We start from the raw sequence: 16,284 nt of genomic DNA, 5'->3' as shown, positions 1-16,284 counted from the left end.
AGCCGGGCGCAACATTCCCAATGAGATGATCCGATCAAGCGATAACCCAGGGTTATCGCAAGCTGTCAGTCAGCCGTTTTTATCAATCGCCAGCACTGCCCTGCTCTGCCCGTCGCTGGCGGGCGAACGCCAGCAACAGCTCGACAAACGCCTGCGCCGAGGCGCTCAAGGGTTCGTCCTTGCGGGTGATCACCCCGTACTCCAGCGGCGCCAGTTGCAACGGCGACTGCAGCTCGCAGAACTGGCCACTGCTCAACTGCGCAGCGACCATCGAGCGCGGCAACATGGCGATCATCGGCCCGGACTCGAGCAAATGCAGGAACATCGGCATCGAGATGGTATCGACGCTGTCTGCCGGGGTGGCGATGCCGACCGCCCTGAAGGCCTGCTCCAGGCGCTCGCGCAGCGGTGTGCCGACCGGGTACAGCACCCACGGCCAGTCGCCCAGTGCCTGCAGCGAGGCACTGCCCGGCTGGTTGAGCGGGTGATCCTTGTTGACCACCAGGCTGAAGGGTTCCGGCTCCAGGGCCTGGAAGTCAAACAGTTGGCTGAAGCGCTCCTCGGTGAAGCGGCCGATCATCAGGTCGAGCTTGTTCTGCTCAAGCATGGCCAGCAGATGGTCGCTGGATTGCTCGACCACTTCGATCGACAGCAGCGGGCTGCGCGCCTTGATCGCGGCAATCGCCTGGGGCAGCACCAGGGGCGTTGCGGCAAAAATCCCGCCGACGCGAATAAAGCCATGGCCGCCCTTGCGCAGGCGGTTGACCTGGTCGACGAACTGCTGCGACTCGGCCAGCGCCCCTTGCGCATAACGCACCACGTACTCACCGAGTTCGGTGGGCGGCATGCTGCGCGGCAGGCGCTCGAACAGGGCAAAGCCGAACTGCTCTTCAAGGTCGCGCAGCATCTTGCTCAAGGCCGGCTGGCTGAGGTTCATGCGCGTGGCGGTGGCGTGCATGTTGCGCGTGCGCGCCAGGGTGTCGATCAGCACCAGGTGTTTGAAGCGGATCCAGTTGCAGAAACTGGCGTGGGTAATGTCTGAAGCCATCAACGAACTGCCTCTTGCCGATGAATACGCGGGGCTACTGCGCCCGCAGGTAGTGCAACAGGGTTTCCAGGGCCACCGAGCGCGGCCGCGAACGCAAGGTCAGCAGCCCCAGGTTGACCATCGAGATCGGCAGTTCCACCGGCAGGATGGCAACCATGGCGTAACGGGCATAATGCTCGGCGACGTCGTTGGGCACCACTGCAATCATGTCCGAGGCCTCAAGCATCGCCGTGGTGGCGAGGATCGAGGCGGTCTCGACGATGTCCAGCGACTGCACCATGCCGGCTGCCTGCAGAGCGTTCTCGACCCGCCGGCGCATGGGGCTGCCGATCGGGTGGAGGATCCAGGTCAGCTCGGCGAGGTCGGCCAGCGCAAGGCGTGCGGTGCTGGCCAGTGGATGCCCGGCACGGGCGACCACGCGCATCTGCTCGTCGCTGTCGAACAGTTCGATGTTCAGCTCGTGACTGTCGCTCTGATCCGGCAGGCGTCCGACCACCAGGTCGAAATCGCCGCGCAGCAGCGACGGCAGCAAGGTGTCGCTGGTACCGACCTCCAGCGAAATACGCACCTTGGGATGCTCGCGTTTGTAGGCCAGCACCGCCTGGGTCAGCAGCCCCGGCACCGGGCCCATGACACTACCGACCCGCACCAGGCCGCAGGCGCCGCGGGCCAGTTCAGCGATCTGCGCCTGGGCGTGCTCGAATTCGTGCAGGGCGCCCTGGGCGTAGCGGATCATCACCTCGCCATACAGGGTCGGCTGCATGCCCCGGGGCAAACGTTCGAACAGGCGCACGCCGAGGCGCTCTTCCAGTTGCTGCAGCAAAAGGCTGGCCGCAGGTTGCGTGGTGTGCATCGCCGCCGCGGCGCGGCGCAAATTGCCGAACTCGCCCAGGGCGTTGAGCAAGGTGATTTGCCGGCTGGAGATCTTCAGCGCCCCCAGGCTGGCAGGGGCCGGTAACGTGTGGTCGGGCTTAGGAGGCATATCAAATCCGGTATCCCTACTTAGGAATTGGCGATTATGCCTGTATCGCTCGACAACCTACAGTCAGGCCTCCCTGTGCCACCCCAGAACAAGAGCCCGCCATGAGCATACGCATTACCCACTTGAGTGTTCGCGACATCCGCTTTCCTACTTCGCTGTCGCTGGACGGCTCCGACGCGATGAACAGCGCCCCGGACTACTCGGCCTCCTATGTCGTGCTGCACACCGATGCCGACAGCCTCGAAGGCCATGGCCTGACCTTCACTATCGGGCGCGGCAACGAGATCTGCGCCGCCGCCGTGCAATCGCTGGCGCCGCTGATTGTCGGCCTGACCCTTGAAGACATCACCGCCGACATGGGCGGCTTCTGGCACCGCTTTACCGCAGGCGACAGCCAGTTGCGCTGGCTGGGCCCGGAAAAAGGCGTGATCCACCTGGCCACCGCCGCCATCGTCAATGCGGTCTGGGACCTGTGGGCCAAGCACGAAGGCAAGCCGGTGTGGAAGCTGCTCGCCGACATGAGCCCCGAACAGCTGGTGGGCTGCCTGGACTTCAGCTACGTCACCGACGTGCTCACCCCCGAAGAAGCCATCGCCCTGCTGCGCCGTCAGGTGCCAGGCAAGGCCGAGCGCGAGGCGCAGATGCTGCGCGAAGGCTACCCCGGCTACACCACCGCACCCGGCTGGCTCGGCTACAGCGAAGAGAAAATGCGCCAGCTGACCCGCGAGGCTATCGCTGACGGCTGGACCCACATCAAGCAGAAAATCGGCGCCAACCTTGAAGACGACATGCGCCGCGCCAGCATCCTGCGCGACGAAATGGGCTGGGAGCGCACGCTGATGATGGACGCCAACCAGGTCTGGAGCGTCGATGAGTCGGTGGCCAACATGCGCCGCCTGGCAGTCTTCGAGCCGCTGTGGATCGAAGAGCCAACCAGCCCCGACGATATTCTCGGCCACGCCGCGATCCGCCAGCGCATCGCGCCGATCGGCGTCGCCACCGGCGAGCACTGCCACAACCGGGTGATGTTCAAGCAGATGTTCCAGGCCGGCGCGCTGGATTTCTGCCAGCTCGATGCCGCACGCCTGGGTGGCCTCAACGAGGTGCTGATCGTGCTGCTGATGGCGGCCAAGTACGATGTGCCGGTGTGCCCCCATGGCGGCGGCGTCGGCCTGTGCGAATATGTGCAGAACATCGCCCTGTTCGACTACATCGCCGTCTCGGCCTCGTTGCACAACCGCGTGCTGGAGTACGTCGACCACCTGCACGAACACTTCATCGACCCGGTGGTGATCCGCCGCGGTCGCTACATGCCGCCGCAACGCCCTGGCTACAGCATCGAAATGCACGCGCAAACCCTGGAGCGCTACCAGTATCCCGATGGCGCCGTGTGGCTGGACATCAACCGTGGCTGACTGACCTGAGCCTGCGCGCCGCAACACGTGCGGCGCGCAGTACGCACATTTGAACGGGGAAAAAACAATGACAATCCTCACTAACGCGACAGCGGCCGCCGCGCCTGCCGTCGCCGACGACCAGCGCCTGAACCGTCTGCTGCTGCGCAAGCTGATGCCGCTGCTGATCGTGGTCTATGTAATGAGTTTTCTGGACCGCACCAACATTGCCCTGGCCAAGGCCAGCATGGGCATCGACCTGGGCCTTTCGGCCGCAGCCTATGGCCTGGGTGCCGGGCTGTTCTTCCTGACCTACGCGCTGGCCGAAGTGCCGAGCAACCTGATCATGCACCGGGTCGGCGCGCGTTTCTGGATCACCCGCATCATGATCACCTGGGGCCTGCTGTCGGCGGGCATGGCCTTCGTCCAGGGCGAAACCTCGTTCTACATCATGCGCCTGCTGCTGGGCGTGGCCGAGGCCGGGTTGTTCCCCGGGGTGATGCTCTACCTGACCTACTGGTTCGACCGCGAGCAACGGGCGCGGGCCACCGGCTATTTTCTGCTCGGGGTGTGCCTGGCGAATATTCTCAGCGGTCCGCTGGGCGGCGCCTTGCTCGAACTCGACGGCCTGCTGGGCTGGCATGGCTGGCAGTGGCTGTTCGTCATCGAAGGCCTGCCGGCGGTGGCCCTGGCCTATGTGGTGTGGAAGAAACTGCCGGACGGCCCGGCCTCCGCGCCCTGGCTGTCGGCGGCCGATGCCCGCGACATCGAGCAGCGCCTGAACGCCGAAAAAGCCTTGGCGCCGCAACAGAGCCGGCTCAGCCAGATGTTCGCCGACAAACAGATCTGGCTGGCGATCGCGGTGTACTTCGTGCACCAGATCACCATCTATACAGTGATCTTCTTCCTGCCGGGCATCATTGGCACCTACGCCGCCCTGACCCCGTTGCAGATCGGCCTGCTGACCTCGGTGCCGTGGATTGCCGCCGCCATCGGCGCCGCCACCCTGCCGCGCCTGGCCACCTCACCGGGGCGCTGCCGCACCCTGCTGTTCTTCGGTTTGCTGACCATGGCCGCCGGCTTGCTGCTGGCGTCGTTGTCGAACTCGTTCATCGGCCTGATCGGTTTCTCGCTGACCGCGCTGATGCTGTTCGTGGTGCAGTCGATCATCTTCGTCTTCCCCTCCAGCCGCCTCAGCGGCAATGCCCTGGCGGCGGGCCTGGCCTTCGTCACCACCTGCGGGTTGCTCGGCGGTTTTGTCGGGCCGTCGGTGATGGGCCTGATCGAACAGACCACCGGCAATACCCGCAACGGCCTGTGGCTGATCGCCGCGCTGCTGGTGCTGGCGGCGCTGATCAGCACGCGCTTGCGCCAGGGTCAGGAGCCCTAGCACAGCCCGAGGTGACTCCGTCCATCGCAAACCGGCCAGGCCTGTCCATTTTTTGACAAGGCTTGGCCTGCGGATTGCAGAGGCTGGCAATCACCGTCGGGCAGTGACGTAATACTGACGCGACGGCCAGCCCCCCAACGCTTATGGACGCCAGCAATCGCCTTGCTCGGTTACCGGAGAAGTCACGTGTCTACCCTCACTGAAATTGCAGCCAACCACGCCAGAATGATCAACGCCGTGGCCGCCGGCACGAGCGAACCGAGCGAGCGCCCGGCGCTGCTGGTGGTGGGCTTGCAGGCCCCCGCCGGCCTTGACGGGGTAGTCCCGGTACCGCTGGAGCTGATGCTTGCAGCCCAGGAACCCAGCCACTTCACTTGCCTGTCATAAAGGCTGGATAGTCGCTGTAGCCCAGCTCATCTCCGCCAAACAAGCGGCTGCCATCGAACTGCGCCATCGGCCAGCCGTTTGCTAGCCGCGCCGGCAAGTCCGGGTTGGCGACAAAGGGCCGGCCGAAGGCAATCAGGTCGACCAGCCCGGCCTCGAGCAAGGCCTGCGCACGATCCTCGTCGTAGCGCCCGGCAACGATGATGGCGCCGGCAAACACCTGGCGCAGCTCATGGCGGAACGGCTCGGGGATCTGCGGGGCATCGTCCCAGTCGGCTTCGGCCAGGTGCAGGTAGGCAATGCCTTGGGCGCCCAGGGCCTTGGCGGCCTGGAGGATGGTCGGGATGACGTCCGTGCAGTCCATGCCGCGGGCGGTGATGTAGGGCGCCAGGCGCACGCCGGTGCGCTGCGCACCGATTTCGTCGGCCACCGCCGCGGCCACTTCCAGCAGAAAGCGGATACGGTTTTCGCGGCTGCCGCCGTAGGCGTCATTGCGCAGGTTGGAGGTGGTGCGCAAGAACTGGTCGATCAGGTAACCGTTGCCCGCGTGAATCTCGACGCCATCAAAACCCGCCTCGCGGGCATGCCGGGCGGCAAGCCGATAATCCTCGATCACCGCTTGAATGTCTGCCTGGCTCAGGGCCCGTGGCGGGCTGACCTCGACCATGCGCCCGACGCCATCATCGCCCACCACCCACACCTGGGCATCGGCACGCAGCGCTGACGGCGCAACCGGCTGGCCATCGGCATGGAAGCTCGCATGGGACATGCGCCCGACATGCCACAGCTGCAGGAAAATCCGCCCGCCTTGGCCATGCACGGCGTCGGTCACCTGACGCCAGCCGGCTACTTGCCCGGCACTGTAGATGCCGGGGGTAAAGCTGTAACCCTTGCCCTGCGGGCTGATCTGCGTGGCTTCACTGATGATCAGGCCGGCACTGGCGCGCTGGGCGTAATAGGCCGCCATCATGGCGTTGGGCACATCACCGGGCTGGCTGCTGCGCGAGCGGGTCATCGGCGCCATGACGATACGGTTGGGCAACTGCAGTGGGCCCAGTTCAAAGGGTGTAAACAACGAAGCTGAAGTAGACATGCGTGTGGCTCTCCTGAAGTCAGACAGGTGCGTGGTCGCACTGCTGGTAGTCGTGGGTAATGCCGAGGTCGTCACGATCGAGCGGGCAGTCCAGTTCCAGGACCAGGCCGCCGGGCAGGCTGACAAACAGTTGGCAGATGCGTTGCTCCGGTACCAGCGCGACCTGGTAGGCCAGGCCACTGGCGCGGACGCGTTCGAGCACTGCCGACGCCGGCTGCCGGGTACGCAAGGCCAGATGGCTGAGCTCGGTGTGCGGCCCCTGGATCAGATGCACCAGGGCCTGGTCGCCCTGGTACAGCCATTGCCCGGGAAATGGAAACGCCGGCCTCGGCCCGGGCTCGACGCCCAGCAGGGTTTGCAGCGCGGCCTGAAGCTCGCCGTCGGCGGCGGTGGTGAAGGCCAGGTGATCGAACTGCAGGTCAAGGGTCATGCTGAGCACCTCTGTGTGGGGTGTCAGCATGATGTTTGATTGAAAGTCGCTGATAAACAGGGCTGGACTGCAATGACTTGTTAGCAATTTTTATAGATCAGTCGAAACCCGCCACTAGGTGCCGGCTGAGGCCAGGTGCAATTTGCGGCTGAGCGTCGCAGGCAGGCGTTCAAATGGTGAGGATATGCTCATAAAAATACTTAATCGCAATAATTCACCAATATTTTCAACTTTAAGGCGATCAGCAAAGGCTTCTTCACCCGTCACTGGCAAAATTAGCAATTATTTCTAGATGTAACAGCGCTAGAATTGGATCCCATCTGCGATTGGCATCGGTTGCTTGCGGGCAACCGGCGCTGCGCAAAACCGTAGGCACAGGAGAACGCCGCCATGATGTTGAAGGATCCTTCTACCAAGTACCGTCACTTCACCACCGTCGACCTGCCGGACCGCCAGTGGCCGAACCGGGTCCAGCAGGTCGCCCCGACCTGGTGCAGTGTGGACATGCGCGACGGTAACCAGGCGCTGATCGAACCGATGAACGCCGAGCGCAAGCGGCGCTTCTTCGACCTGCTGGTCAAGGTCGGCTTCAAGCAGATCGAGGTGGGTTTCCCGGCGGCCTCGCAAACCGACTTCGATTACGTGCGCGAGCTGGTCGAGAGCGGCGCGATCCCTGACGACGTCACCATCCAGGTGATGACCCAGGCCCGCAGCCACCTGATCGAGCGCACCTTCGAAGCCCTCAAGGGCGTGCCCCGGGCGATTGTCCACGTCTACAACGCCACCGCGCCGGTGTTTCGCGAGGTGGTGTTCGGGGTCGACCGCGCCGGCTGCATCGAGATCGCCACCCAGGCCACCCGCGAGATCAAGGCCCACATGCAGGCCAACCCGCACACCCAGTGGACCTACCAGTACTCGCCCGAGACCTTCTGCTTTACCGAGCTGGATTTCGCCCTGGAGATCTGCGAGGCGGTGACCGAGGTGTTCCAGCCCTCGCCAAGCAACAAGATGATCCTCAACCTGCCGACCACCGTCGAGGTCTCGACCGCCAACGTCTTCGCCGACCAGATCGAGTGGTTCTGCCGCCACTTGAGCTGCCGCGACAGCGTGGTCATCAGCGTGCACCCGCACAACGACCGCGGTACCGGCGTGTCGACCGCCGAGCAGGCCTGCCTGGCGGGCGCCGAGCGGGTCGAGGGCACCTTGTTCGGCAACGGTGAGCGCACCGGCAACGTCGATATCCTGACCCTGGCGATGAACCTCTACACCAGCGGTATCAGCCCGCAGCTGGACTTCTCGGACATCATCCACGTGCAGCGCGAAGTCGAGTTCTGCAACCAGTTGCCGACCCACCCGCGCCACCCGTATGCCGGCGAACTGGTGTTCACGGCGTTTTCCGGCTCGCACCAGGACGCCATCAAGAAAGGCTTCGCCCACCGGCGCAACAACCCCGAGGGCTACTGGCAGATCCCTTACCTGCCGATCGATCCGGCCGACATGGGCCGCAGCTACGAGGCAGTGATCCGGGTCAACAGCCAGTCCGGCAAAGGCGGTGTTGCCTATCTGCTCGAGCAACACGGCATCGTCTTGCCGCGACGCCTGCAGATGGAGTTCAGTGGCCTGGTGCAACAAGTGGCCGACGAGGCCGGCCAGGAGATCACCAGCGACATGATCCTGTCGTGCTTCACCGACAACTACCTTGAGCAAGGCAAGCCCTACACCCTGCAGCAACCTCGGCTTGCCAGCGAAGACAGCTGCACCTACCTCGATGCCCAGTTGGACATCGCCGGCGCGCGCCTGGCGCTCAGCGGCGAAGGCAACGGGCCGTTGGCGGCGCTGGTCAATGCCTTCGCCCAGCAGGGCCTGAACTTCGATATCGCCGACTATCACGAGCACGCCATTCGTGACGGTGCCCAGGCCGAAGCCATCGCCTATGTCGAAATCCGCGTCAACAGCCAGCTGCTGTTCGGCGTCGGCAAAGACAACAGCATCCTCCAGGCATCGCTCAAGGCCGTGGTCGGTGCCGTGTCGCGGGCCACCCGCCAGGGCTTGCTCAAACCCCTGCACGCCGCCAGCGTTTCTGCCTGAGGAGAAAGGCATGGAACCATTAGCGATGGACTATGAACATGGCGAGGTCGTGGGCAGCCACTGCCATGCCGAGGACCAGTTGATCTACGCCACCAGCGGGGTCATGCGCGTGTGCAGCGACGAAGGCAACTGGGTGATCCCCTGCGGGCACGCCCTCTGGGTGCCGGCAGGGGTCAGCCACGAGGTGCGCATGAGCGGCGAAGTGAGCATGCGCACCTTGTTGCTCAGCGCCCACGTCGACCGCTGTCAGGTGATCGTGGTCTCGGGGCTGCTGCGCGAGCTGATCCTGGCCTCATCACGCATGCAGGAGCAGCGCGACGAGTCGTTGGGCGAGCATGTGCGCGCGCTGATTCACCGCGAGCTGGAGGCGGCTGAACGCATCGAGGCGCATGTGCCGGTGCCGCAGCATCCACGCCTGCGGGCCTGGTGCGAGCGCTTTCTCGAAGACCCTGCGCAAGACCTCACCCTGGAGCAATGCGGCGCGCAGTTGAACATGAGTGCGCGCACCGTGGCGCGATTGTTCCAGCGCGAGGTGGGGATGTCCTACGGTGAATGGCGCACCCGCACGCGCATGATTCTCAGCCAGCAGCGCCTGGCCGGTGGCATGCCGATCCTGCACGTGGCGCTCGAACACGGCTACCAGAGTGCCAGCGCCTTTGCCGCGATGTTCAAGCGCATCCTCGGCTACACCCCACGCGACTGGCAGGTCAGCGCCCTGGAAGGCAGCGCCACGCGCAGCCACTGAGACCCGCAGCGAGGATGGCGGCCACGCCCTCCTCGCTGCCGGGCCAGGTTGTCCCGGTCACGGCCATGGTTGTCCCGCTCGCGGCAGAAGCGCTGCCCTCCCCTCGTTAATCTGGCATCACGACCCTAGATGTGACTTTCGTGATGCGTGCACTTCGATCCCCGCCGTTCCCCGCCCGGCTTCTCGCCGCCACCAGCCTCCTGGCTGTGCTCTGCGCTTGCACCAGCCAATCCGTAACGACCCCGGCGCCATTGGCACTGCAAGCCGATCCACTGGCCAGCCTGCCCGCCGGCGTCAGCCAGCAGGCCTTGCCCGAGCGCTGGTGGGAGCTGTACCAGGACCCGCAGCTCAACACCTGGGTCCAGCATGCCCTGGCGCATAACCAGGACCTGGCCCAGGCCGAGGCCAACGTGCAGGCCATGCTCGCCGGTATCGGCGAGTACGACGCCAGACGCTGGCCCTCGACCAGCGTCGAGTTCGGTGCCAGCTACGGCAAAAGTGCCGACGACCAGACCCTGGCCCAGGCCACCGACAGCCATGCGCCGTCGCAATGGGAATTCAACCCGGGCATCGAGCTGGCCTATCAGGTCGATGTCTGGGGCCAGGTGCGGGCTGCCATCGAGCGCGCCCGGGCCCAGGCCGACGCCTCCCGCGAGGCCATGGAGCTGGTGCGTTTGCAGGTGGTGACCCAGACCAGCCGCGCTTACATCGACCAGTGCGTTTACGGCGCGCGCCTGCAGGAAACCGAACAATCCCTGCAGACCCTGGAGCGCAGCGTGCAGCTCAGTGACCGCCAGCGCCAGGCCGGGATCGCCACCGAACTCGATGCGGTGCGCCTGCGCGGGCTGCGCGAGCAGGTCCGCGCGCAACTGCCGATGCTTGAAGCGCGGCGGCAAATGGCGCTGTTCGAACTCAGCATGCTCAGTGGCCAGCCGCCTGCGGCAATCAGCGCCGGTGCCGCCAGTTGCCGAAGCATCCCGACCCTGAAAGCAGCGTTGCCTGGCGGCGATGGCTGGCAACTGCTGGCCCGCCGCCCGGATGTGCGCAAGGCCGAGCGCGACCTGCGCGCCGCCGACCTTGAAGTCGACATCGTCAAGGCCGACCTGTACCCGAAGGTCAGCTTCGGCGCCTCGCTGACGTCCTCGGACCATCACCTGTCCAACCTCGGTGACAGCCAGGCGGTGATGTTCGCCGTCGGCCCGCTGATCAGCTGGGAGTTCCCCAACATCAAGGCCAACCGCGCCCGGGTCAGCAAGGCCCGGGCCCTGCAGCAAGCGCAGATCGCCCACTACCGCGGCGTGGCCCTGGGCGCGCTCAAGGATGTGCGCCAGGCCCTGGCCGGCTACGACGGCGAACGCCAGCGGGCGCAAGCCCTGGGTGCGGCCCTGGCGCACAGCCAGCGCGGCTTTGCCCTGGCCCAGGACAACTACCGCGCCGGCACCGTCGATGCCCTCGAGGTGCTCGACAGCGAGCGCGACCTGATCAGCGTCCGCGCTCGCCACGTCGAGGCCCAGGGACGCCTGGCGCGGGCACAAATCAATCTGTTCCGGGCCCTGGGCGGCAGCTGGCAAACGCCACCGGCCGCGGCCGCGACCCTGGTGCAGAGCGCACCTACCGACACTGGAATCCAACCATGAATATTGCCGTTGAAAAACCACCGCTGGCTGCCGATCAGCAGCAGCGCAAAGCCCCTTTGCCCACCCTCACCCGCCGGCGCCTGGCGCTGTACGCCACAGGCGGCCTGAGCGTGGTGGCGGTGCTGGTGTTCGGCGGCTACTGGTTTAGCACCGGGCGCTTTCTGGAGACCACCGATGACGCCTACGTGCGCGCCGACTGGGTGGCCTTGAGCCCGCGCGTGGCCGGCTATGTCGCCCAGGTTGAAGTCGATGACGACCAGGCGGTAAAAGCTGGCGACGTGCTGGTACGCCTGCAAAACCGCGACTACCAGGCCCGCCGCGACCAGGCCGAAGCCGGGGTGGCCGAGGCCCAGGCTGCGCTGACCGCCGCCCAGGCCAGCCAGCAGGTGGCAGTGGAGCGCATCAACCAGCAGCAGCAAGCCATCCTCCAGGCCGAATCGGCCGTGCACAGCGCCGAGGCCGAGCGGCGCCGCAGCGAACTGGACATGCAGCGCTACCAGGGCCTGGTGCGCGACAACGCCGCCACCGTGCAGCGCCTGGAATCGGCCAACGCCAATGCCATCCAGGCCCGCGCCGCCTTGCAGAGCGCCCAGGCCCGCCAGCGCGAGCAGCAGTCGCAACTGGCAATGGCCAAGGCCCAGGCGCTGCTGGCCGAGGCGCAGATCAAACAACGTTCGGCAGCCCTGGCCAGCGCCAAGGCCCGCCACGCCCTGGCCGACCAGGACACCCAGGACACGGTGATCCGCGCCCCTATCGATGGCGTGGTTGGCCAGCGCCGGGTGCGCGCCGGGCAATACGTGGTGCCCGGCCAGCCATTGCTGGCGGTGGTGCCGCTGCACCAGACCTACGTGGTTGCCAACTACAAAGAAACCCAGCTGGCCCACATGCACCAGGGGCAGCCGGTGGAAATCAGCATCGACAGTTTTTCCAGCCAGCACCTGCGCGGCCGGGTGGCCAGCTTCTCGCCGGCTTCGGGCAACGTCTTTGCCCTGCTGCCCTCGGACAACGCCACCGGCAACTTCACCAAGATCGTCCAGCGCTTTCCCGTGCGCATCCTGCTCGACCAGGCCGAGGGCGGCGTGCAGGTGCTGCCGGGGATGTCGGTGGTGACCACCGTCGACACCCGTGGGGAGCCTGCCGATGAGCAGTGAACAGCCGGTCTCGTTGCGGGCCTGGGTGGCGGTGATCGGCGGCTTGTTCGGCTGTTTCATGGCCGGCATGAACGTCCACGTCACCAGCGCTGCGCTGCCGGAAATCCGCGGTTCGCTGGGCGCCAGTTTCGAGGAAGGCTCGTGGATCTCCACCGCCTACCTGGTGGCGGAGATCGTCATGATTCCGCTCACGGCCTGGCTGGTCGAAGTGTTCTCCATGCGCCGGGTGATGTGGACCGGCTCGTTCATCTTCCTGCTGGCCTCGATCGCCTGCTCCTGGGCGCCCAACCTTGAGGCGATGATCATCATCCGGGTGATCCAGGGCGCCGCCGGCGCGGTGCTGATCCCGCTGTCGTTCCAGCTGATCATCACCGAACTGCCGGCCAGCAAGATGGCCATGGGCATGGCCCTGTTCAGCCTCGCCAACAGTGTTGCCCAGGCCGCGGGGCCGTCGATTGGCGGCTGGTTGACCGATGCCTATTCCTGGCGCTGGATTTTCTACCTGCAGCTGTTCCCCGGGGTAGCGCTATTGATTGCCATCGCCTGGTCGATCGAGGCCAAGCCGATGAAGCTTGAGTTACTGCGCCGCGGCGACTGGCTGGGGATCTTCGCCATGGTCGTGGGCCTGGGCGGCCTGCAGATCGTGCTCGAGGAAGGTGGGCGCCTGGACTGGTTCGGCTCGGGCTATATCCTCGGCATGTCGGTGGCCGCCGGCATCGCCCTGGTGGTGTTTGTGGTCACCCAGCTGTACGGCAGCCGCGCCTTCATCAACCTGCGCCTGCTCGGGCGCTACAACTTTGGCGTGGCCAGCGTGGCCATGTTCATCTTTGGCGGCGCCACCTTCGGCCTGGTGTTCCTGGTGCCCAACTACCTCTCGCAGTTGCAGGGTTTCAGCGCCCGCGATGTCGGCGTCAGCCTGATCGCCTATGGCCTGGTGCAATTGCTGCTGGCGCCGCTGATGCCGCGGTTGATGGCCTGGACCAGCGCCAAGTTCATGGTTGCCAGCGGCTTTCTGATCATGGCCCTGGGCTGCTGGCTGGGCGCCAGCCTCAACGTCGACAGCGCCGACAACGTGATCATCCCTTCCACCGTGGTTCGCGGCATCGGCCAGCCGTTCATCATGGTCGCGCTGTCGGTGCTGGCGGTGGCGGGCCTGGATAAGCGCGAAGCGGGCTCGGCATCGGCGGTGTTTTCCATGCTGCGCAACCTCGGTGGCGCCATCGGTACCGCCGGGCTGACGCAGATCGTCGCCACCCGCGAGCGCTACCACAGCGAGCGTATTCACGAACATGTCACAGTGTTTTCGCCAGGTTTGCAGGAGCGCCTCAACCAGGCGGTGCACACCTGGCTGCCGCAACAGCAGCAGATACTGGAGGGTCTGGCTGCAACCATACGCCGCGAGGCGTACCTGATGGCCTACAGCGATGCGTTTTATGTCGCCTGCCTGGCCCTGATTGGCTGCGCAGTAGCAGCGTTGGTGCTGCGCACCCAGCGGGCGGCCTGAAGTTTACATGTAATTAATAGTTATAACGGTATTAGCGAACAGGGAGTTCAGTGGTATGGCATGCACTAAATCTAATTAAATAGCGATAAAAAACGCTATTAACAGCCTCTTGCCGCTTGGCAACTTCAGTAATGAAGTTGCCTTTTTCGCGTGCCTACAAGTTATTAATCCGCCCCTAAATTTTATGTTTTCGAAGTCTTGATTTGTAACTTCTTATGTCTTAGCTTTCCGTTGCCTGGCGCCATAACGGTTCCGGCCACTGCATGACGCAAACGCGCCAACAGGCCAGTTTCTGGCCACCTGTGCGGCTGCCCTAAAAACGATAACGCTGTTTTATATCCCGACAAAAAACCTGATAACCGAGGAAAACATGCACAATCAAAAAGCCGTTCTTGAACACAACAAAACCGAACTTGGCAACCACCCGATCTTCGCTGAAATCGGTTCTTTGCAGGTATTGCGCACGTTCATGGAGACCCATGTTTTTGCGGTCTGGGACTTCATGTCGCTGACCAAGCGCCTGCAGCAGGAACTGACCTGCACCCGCCTGCCGTGGCTACCACCGCTGGACCCCGCCGCCGCCCACCTGATCAACGAAATCGTCCTCGGTGAAGAGTCCGACCAGAACCTGCAAGGCGGCCACTACAGCCACTTCGAACTGTACCTGCACGCCATGCGCGAGATTGGCGCGAGCACCGACCGTATCGAGCATTTTGTCCGTCTGCTGCGCAGCGGCGTCGAGCTTGACGAAGCCCTGCAGCACTGCCATGCCTCGCCGGCAGCGGTGCGGTTTGTCAGCAACACCCTCGACACCGCCATCAACGCCAAGCCTCATGAAGTTGCCGCAGCCTTTCTGCACGGGCGTGAAAGCGTGATCCCACGGATGTTCCAGACCATTCTCGATGACTGGGACATCGGTACCGACCAGGCCCCGACCTTCCGCTACTACCTGCAGCGCCATATCGACGTCGACTCCGACGACCATGGCCCGGCCGCCGAAAAACTGCTCGATCGCCTGGTCCAGGGCGACCCGCAGCGCCAGCAGGAAGTCTACGCCGCCGCCATTGCCGCAGTCGAAAGCCGCCGCGTGCTGTGGGACGAACTGCGCGCCGAAATGGCCGTGCAGATCGCCGAGTGTGTCGCATGAAGTTCGAAGTCATCGAGCACGACCAGGCCACCTGGCAAGCGGTCAGCAGCGAGCGCGGCATCACCCTCACGGTGTTCAAGGACACCCTCGATGCCAACACCCGTACCGGTATCCGCACACGCTTGGTGCGCTTTAACCCCGGCGGCGGCACGCGTGAAATCTATACCCATGATTATCACGAAGAAGTGTATCTGATCGAAGGTGATCAAACCGAACAGGCCGCGCCGGGGCGTGCACAAAAGACCTACGGGCAAGGCAGTTACTTCTTTCGCGCGGCGCACACGGAACATGGTCCGTTTCATTCGGAGCAGGGCTGCCTGTTATTTGAAGTTCATTACTATTGAACGGTGGGCAAGGTTAAATGAACGCACATGAGTATCAGTCTTTCGCCGACTCCTGGGAGCGGCGAGCGACCATTCGCACGCGTCCGCGGCGCACTGTGGAAGATGACGGCAAGTTGATTTACCCGACCAGCCGTCAACCCTTGGTGACCAGCGCCGTCTTTATGGAACAGTGCCCGCACTTGACAGACTTTGCCCTGGTGCAAAGTCTCTACAAGTTCATTAATGACGTGGTGATCTTCGAAACCGAGATTGTCGACAAAACCGCACGCAGCATTGCCAAGGACAGCTTTGCGATCCGCTTTCCGTTTGCCTGCCGCTACGACGCCATGACCGTGGTGGTGGATGAGGACTACCACGCCCTGGTGGCCATGGACTACCTGCAGCAGACCATCGAGCTGACCGGTATCGAGCCCATCGCCCTGCCGCGGGAAATCGAGCTCAGCCGCTCGATCCCCAAAGCCATGGAGATGGCCCCCGAACACCTGAAAGCGGCGGTCGAGCTGATTTGCGTGGCGGTTGCCGAGAACACCCTGACCAATGATGTCGCCGCCTTCGCCCGCGACGACACGGTCAAGGAATCGGTCAAGGGCCTGATGGCCGACCACCTGGCCGACGAAGGCCGGCATTCGAGCTTCTGGGCGCGGCTGACGCGCATCTACTGGAGTGCGGCGCCGGCTGAAGACCGGCAGATCCTCGCTTCGATCATGCCGGTGTTCCTCAGCCACTACCTGACCAACGACATCCAGAAAGCCTTCGACCTGGCGCTGATTGCCCACCTGGACACCAGTGAGCAGGTCAAGGCAGCGCTGCGCCTGGAAGTTGAAGCCATGGACTTCCCGATCACCCCGGGGCATCCCCTGGTGGGCAACATCATGCGGTTTTTCCGCGCCAGCGCAATGCTCGAAGATCCGGCCGTGCAGTCTTCCCTGGCCGCCTACCTGATCTGA

Annotated in this window: 15 protein-coding genes; 11 read left to right on the top strand and 4 right to left on the bottom strand. The window is 64.3% G+C overall.

Annotated features, from left to right (window positions below; all coding sequences use genetic code 11):
• Positions 1–82 precede the first annotated feature (82 nt).
• The gene (locus LOY37_RS12820) at positions 83–1,048 is read right to left on the bottom strand and encodes a LysR family transcriptional regulator (RefSeq protein ID WP_258717080.1); all 966 of its coding nucleotides are present in this window, start codon (positions 1,046–1,048) and stop codon (positions 83–85) included.
• A 34-nt stretch (positions 1,049–1,082) separates the two neighbouring features.
• The gene (locus tag LOY37_RS12815) at positions 1,083–2,030 is read right to left on the bottom strand and encodes a LysR family transcriptional regulator (protein WP_258717079.1); all 948 of its coding nucleotides are present in this window, start codon (positions 2,028–2,030) and stop codon (positions 1,083–1,085) included.
• A gap of 101 nt (positions 2,031–2,131) precedes the next feature.
• Here LOY37_RS12815 and LOY37_RS12810 point away from each other — a divergent pair, with 101 nt between their 5' ends.
• From LOY37_RS12810 to LOY37_RS12800, 3 genes are all read left to right on the top strand, one after another.
• Positions 2,132–3,445 (top strand): L-fuconate dehydratase, encoded by a 1,314-nt coding sequence (locus LOY37_RS12810; protein ID WP_258717078.1) that lies wholly within the window; start codon positions 2,132–2,134, stop codon positions 3,443–3,445.
• A 67-nt stretch (positions 3,446–3,512) separates the two neighbouring features.
• Positions 3,513–4,814: an MFS transporter gene (locus LOY37_RS12805; protein WP_045198899.1), complete on the top strand. Its 1,302-nt coding sequence runs from the start codon at positions 3,513–3,515 to the stop codon at positions 4,812–4,814.
• Between the two features lie 186 nt (positions 4,815–5,000).
• Entirely contained in the window at positions 5,001–5,201 is a 201-nt protein-coding gene (locus tag LOY37_RS12800) for a hypothetical protein (RefSeq protein WP_143013286.1), read from the top strand.
• Here the strand turns inward: LOY37_RS12800 and LOY37_RS12795 are convergent.
• Together LOY37_RS12795 and LOY37_RS12790 are read right to left on the bottom strand one after the other, a co-directional pair.
• Positions 5,185–6,291, bottom strand: a complete 1,107-nt coding sequence (locus LOY37_RS12795; RefSeq protein WP_258717077.1) for an alkene reductase — start codon at positions 6,289–6,291, stop codon at positions 5,185–5,187. The two genes, LOY37_RS12800 and LOY37_RS12795, sit on opposite strands and share 17 nt — an antisense overlap.
• Before the next feature lie 19 nt (positions 6,292–6,310).
• Positions 6,311–6,721, bottom strand: coding sequence for a hypothetical protein (locus LOY37_RS12790; protein WP_045198895.1), 411 nt, complete (start codon positions 6,719–6,721; stop codon positions 6,311–6,313).
• Positions 6,722–7,111: 390 nt separating this feature from the next.
• Here LOY37_RS12790 and leuA point away from each other — a divergent pair, with 390 nt between their 5' ends.
• The 8 genes from leuA to LOY37_RS12750 all read left to right on the top strand — a co-directional run bounded on the left by leuA (position 7,112) and on the right by LOY37_RS12750 (position 16,284).
• Positions 7,112–8,809 (top strand): 2-isopropylmalate synthase, encoded by a 1,698-nt coding sequence (leuA, locus tag LOY37_RS12785; protein ID WP_045198894.1) that lies wholly within the window; start codon positions 7,112–7,114, stop codon positions 8,807–8,809.
• 10 nt (positions 8,810–8,819) lie between these two features.
• The gene (locus LOY37_RS12780) at positions 8,820–9,554 is read left to right on the top strand and encodes a helix-turn-helix transcriptional regulator (RefSeq protein ID WP_045198892.1); all 735 of its coding nucleotides are present in this window, start codon (positions 8,820–8,822) and stop codon (positions 9,552–9,554) included.
• Positions 9,555–9,697: 143 nt separating this feature from the next.
• Positions 9,698–11,191: an efflux transporter outer membrane subunit gene (locus LOY37_RS12775; RefSeq protein ID WP_258717076.1), complete on the top strand. Its 1,494-nt coding sequence runs from the start codon at positions 9,698–9,700 to the stop codon at positions 11,189–11,191.
• Positions 11,188–12,342: an HlyD family secretion protein gene (locus LOY37_RS12770; protein ID WP_258717075.1), complete on the top strand. Its 1,155-nt coding sequence runs from the start codon at positions 11,188–11,190 to the stop codon at positions 12,340–12,342. The genes LOY37_RS12775 and LOY37_RS12770 overlap by 4 nt, the downstream gene beginning before the upstream one ends.
• A complete protein-coding gene (locus LOY37_RS12765) occupies positions 12,332–13,846 on the top strand; it encodes a DHA2 family efflux MFS transporter permease subunit (protein WP_045198886.1) in 1,515 nt (504 codons plus the stop codon). The genes LOY37_RS12770 and LOY37_RS12765 overlap by 11 nt, the downstream gene beginning before the upstream one ends.
• A 370-nt stretch (positions 13,847–14,216) precedes the next feature.
• A complete protein-coding gene (locus LOY37_RS12760; protein ID WP_258717074.1) occupies positions 14,217–14,993 on the top strand; it encodes a DUF3050 domain-containing protein in 777 nt (258 codons plus the stop codon).
• Positions 14,990–15,337 carry a DUF4437 domain-containing protein gene (locus LOY37_RS12755; protein WP_045198882.1) on the top strand — a complete coding sequence of 116 codons (348 nt, stop codon included), beginning with the start codon at positions 14,990–14,992 and terminating at the stop codon, positions 15,335–15,337. The genes LOY37_RS12760 and LOY37_RS12755 overlap by 4 nt, the downstream gene beginning before the upstream one ends.
• 17 nt (positions 15,338–15,354) lie before the next feature.
• Positions 15,355–16,284 carry a diiron oxygenase gene (locus LOY37_RS12750; protein WP_045198880.1) on the top strand — a complete coding sequence of 310 codons (930 nt, stop codon included), beginning with the start codon at positions 15,355–15,357 and terminating at the stop codon, positions 16,282–16,284.

The organism is Pseudomonas sp. B21-012 (assembly GCF_024749305.1).
Lineage (GTDB): Bacteria > Pseudomonadota > Gammaproteobacteria > Pseudomonadales > Pseudomonadaceae > Aquipseudomonas.
This window is presented reverse-complemented; position numbering and strand designations above follow the sequence as displayed.

What these genes read in the sequence shown, in the direction of transcription:
- LOY37_RS12820 (WP_258717080.1), bottom strand. Translation starts at nt 1,048, where the DNA reads ATGGCTTCAGACATTACCCACGCCAGTTTCTGCAACTGGATCCGCTTC.
- LOY37_RS12815 (WP_258717079.1), bottom strand. Translation starts at nt 2,030, where the DNA reads ATGCCTCCTAAGCCCGACCACACGTTACCGGCCCCTGCCAGCCTGGGG.
- LOY37_RS12810 (WP_258717078.1), top strand. Translation starts at nt 2,132, where the DNA reads ATGAGCATACGCATTACCCACTTGAGTGTTCGCGACATCCGCTTTCCT.
- LOY37_RS12805 (WP_045198899.1), top strand. Translation starts at nt 3,513, where the DNA reads ATGACAATCCTCACTAACGCGACAGCGGCCGCCGCGCCTGCCGTCGCC.
- LOY37_RS12795 (WP_258717077.1), bottom strand. Translation starts at nt 6,291, where the DNA reads ATGTCTACTTCAGCTTCGTTGTTTACACCCTTTGAACTGGGCCCACTG.
- LOY37_RS12790 (WP_045198895.1), bottom strand. Translation starts at nt 6,721, where the DNA reads ATGACCCTTGACCTGCAGTTCGATCACCTGGCCTTCACCACCGCCGCC.
- leuA (WP_045198894.1), top strand. Translation starts at nt 7,112, where the DNA reads ATGATGTTGAAGGATCCTTCTACCAAGTACCGTCACTTCACCACCGTC.
- LOY37_RS12780 (WP_045198892.1), top strand. Translation starts at nt 8,820, where the DNA reads ATGGAACCATTAGCGATGGACTATGAACATGGCGAGGTCGTGGGCAGC.
- LOY37_RS12775 (WP_258717076.1), top strand. Translation starts at nt 9,698, where the DNA reads ATGCGTGCACTTCGATCCCCGCCGTTCCCCGCCCGGCTTCTCGCCGCC.
- LOY37_RS12770 (WP_258717075.1), top strand. Translation starts at nt 11,188, where the DNA reads ATGAATATTGCCGTTGAAAAACCACCGCTGGCTGCCGATCAGCAGCAG.
- LOY37_RS12765 (WP_045198886.1), top strand. Translation starts at nt 12,332, where the DNA reads ATGAGCAGTGAACAGCCGGTCTCGTTGCGGGCCTGGGTGGCGGTGATC.
- LOY37_RS12760 (WP_258717074.1), top strand. Translation starts at nt 14,217, where the DNA reads ATGCACAATCAAAAAGCCGTTCTTGAACACAACAAAACCGAACTTGGC.
- LOY37_RS12755 (WP_045198882.1), top strand. Translation starts at nt 14,990, where the DNA reads ATGAAGTTCGAAGTCATCGAGCACGACCAGGCCACCTGGCAAGCGGTC.
- LOY37_RS12750 (WP_045198880.1), top strand. Translation starts at nt 15,355, where the DNA reads ATGAACGCACATGAGTATCAGTCTTTCGCCGACTCCTGGGAGCGGCGA.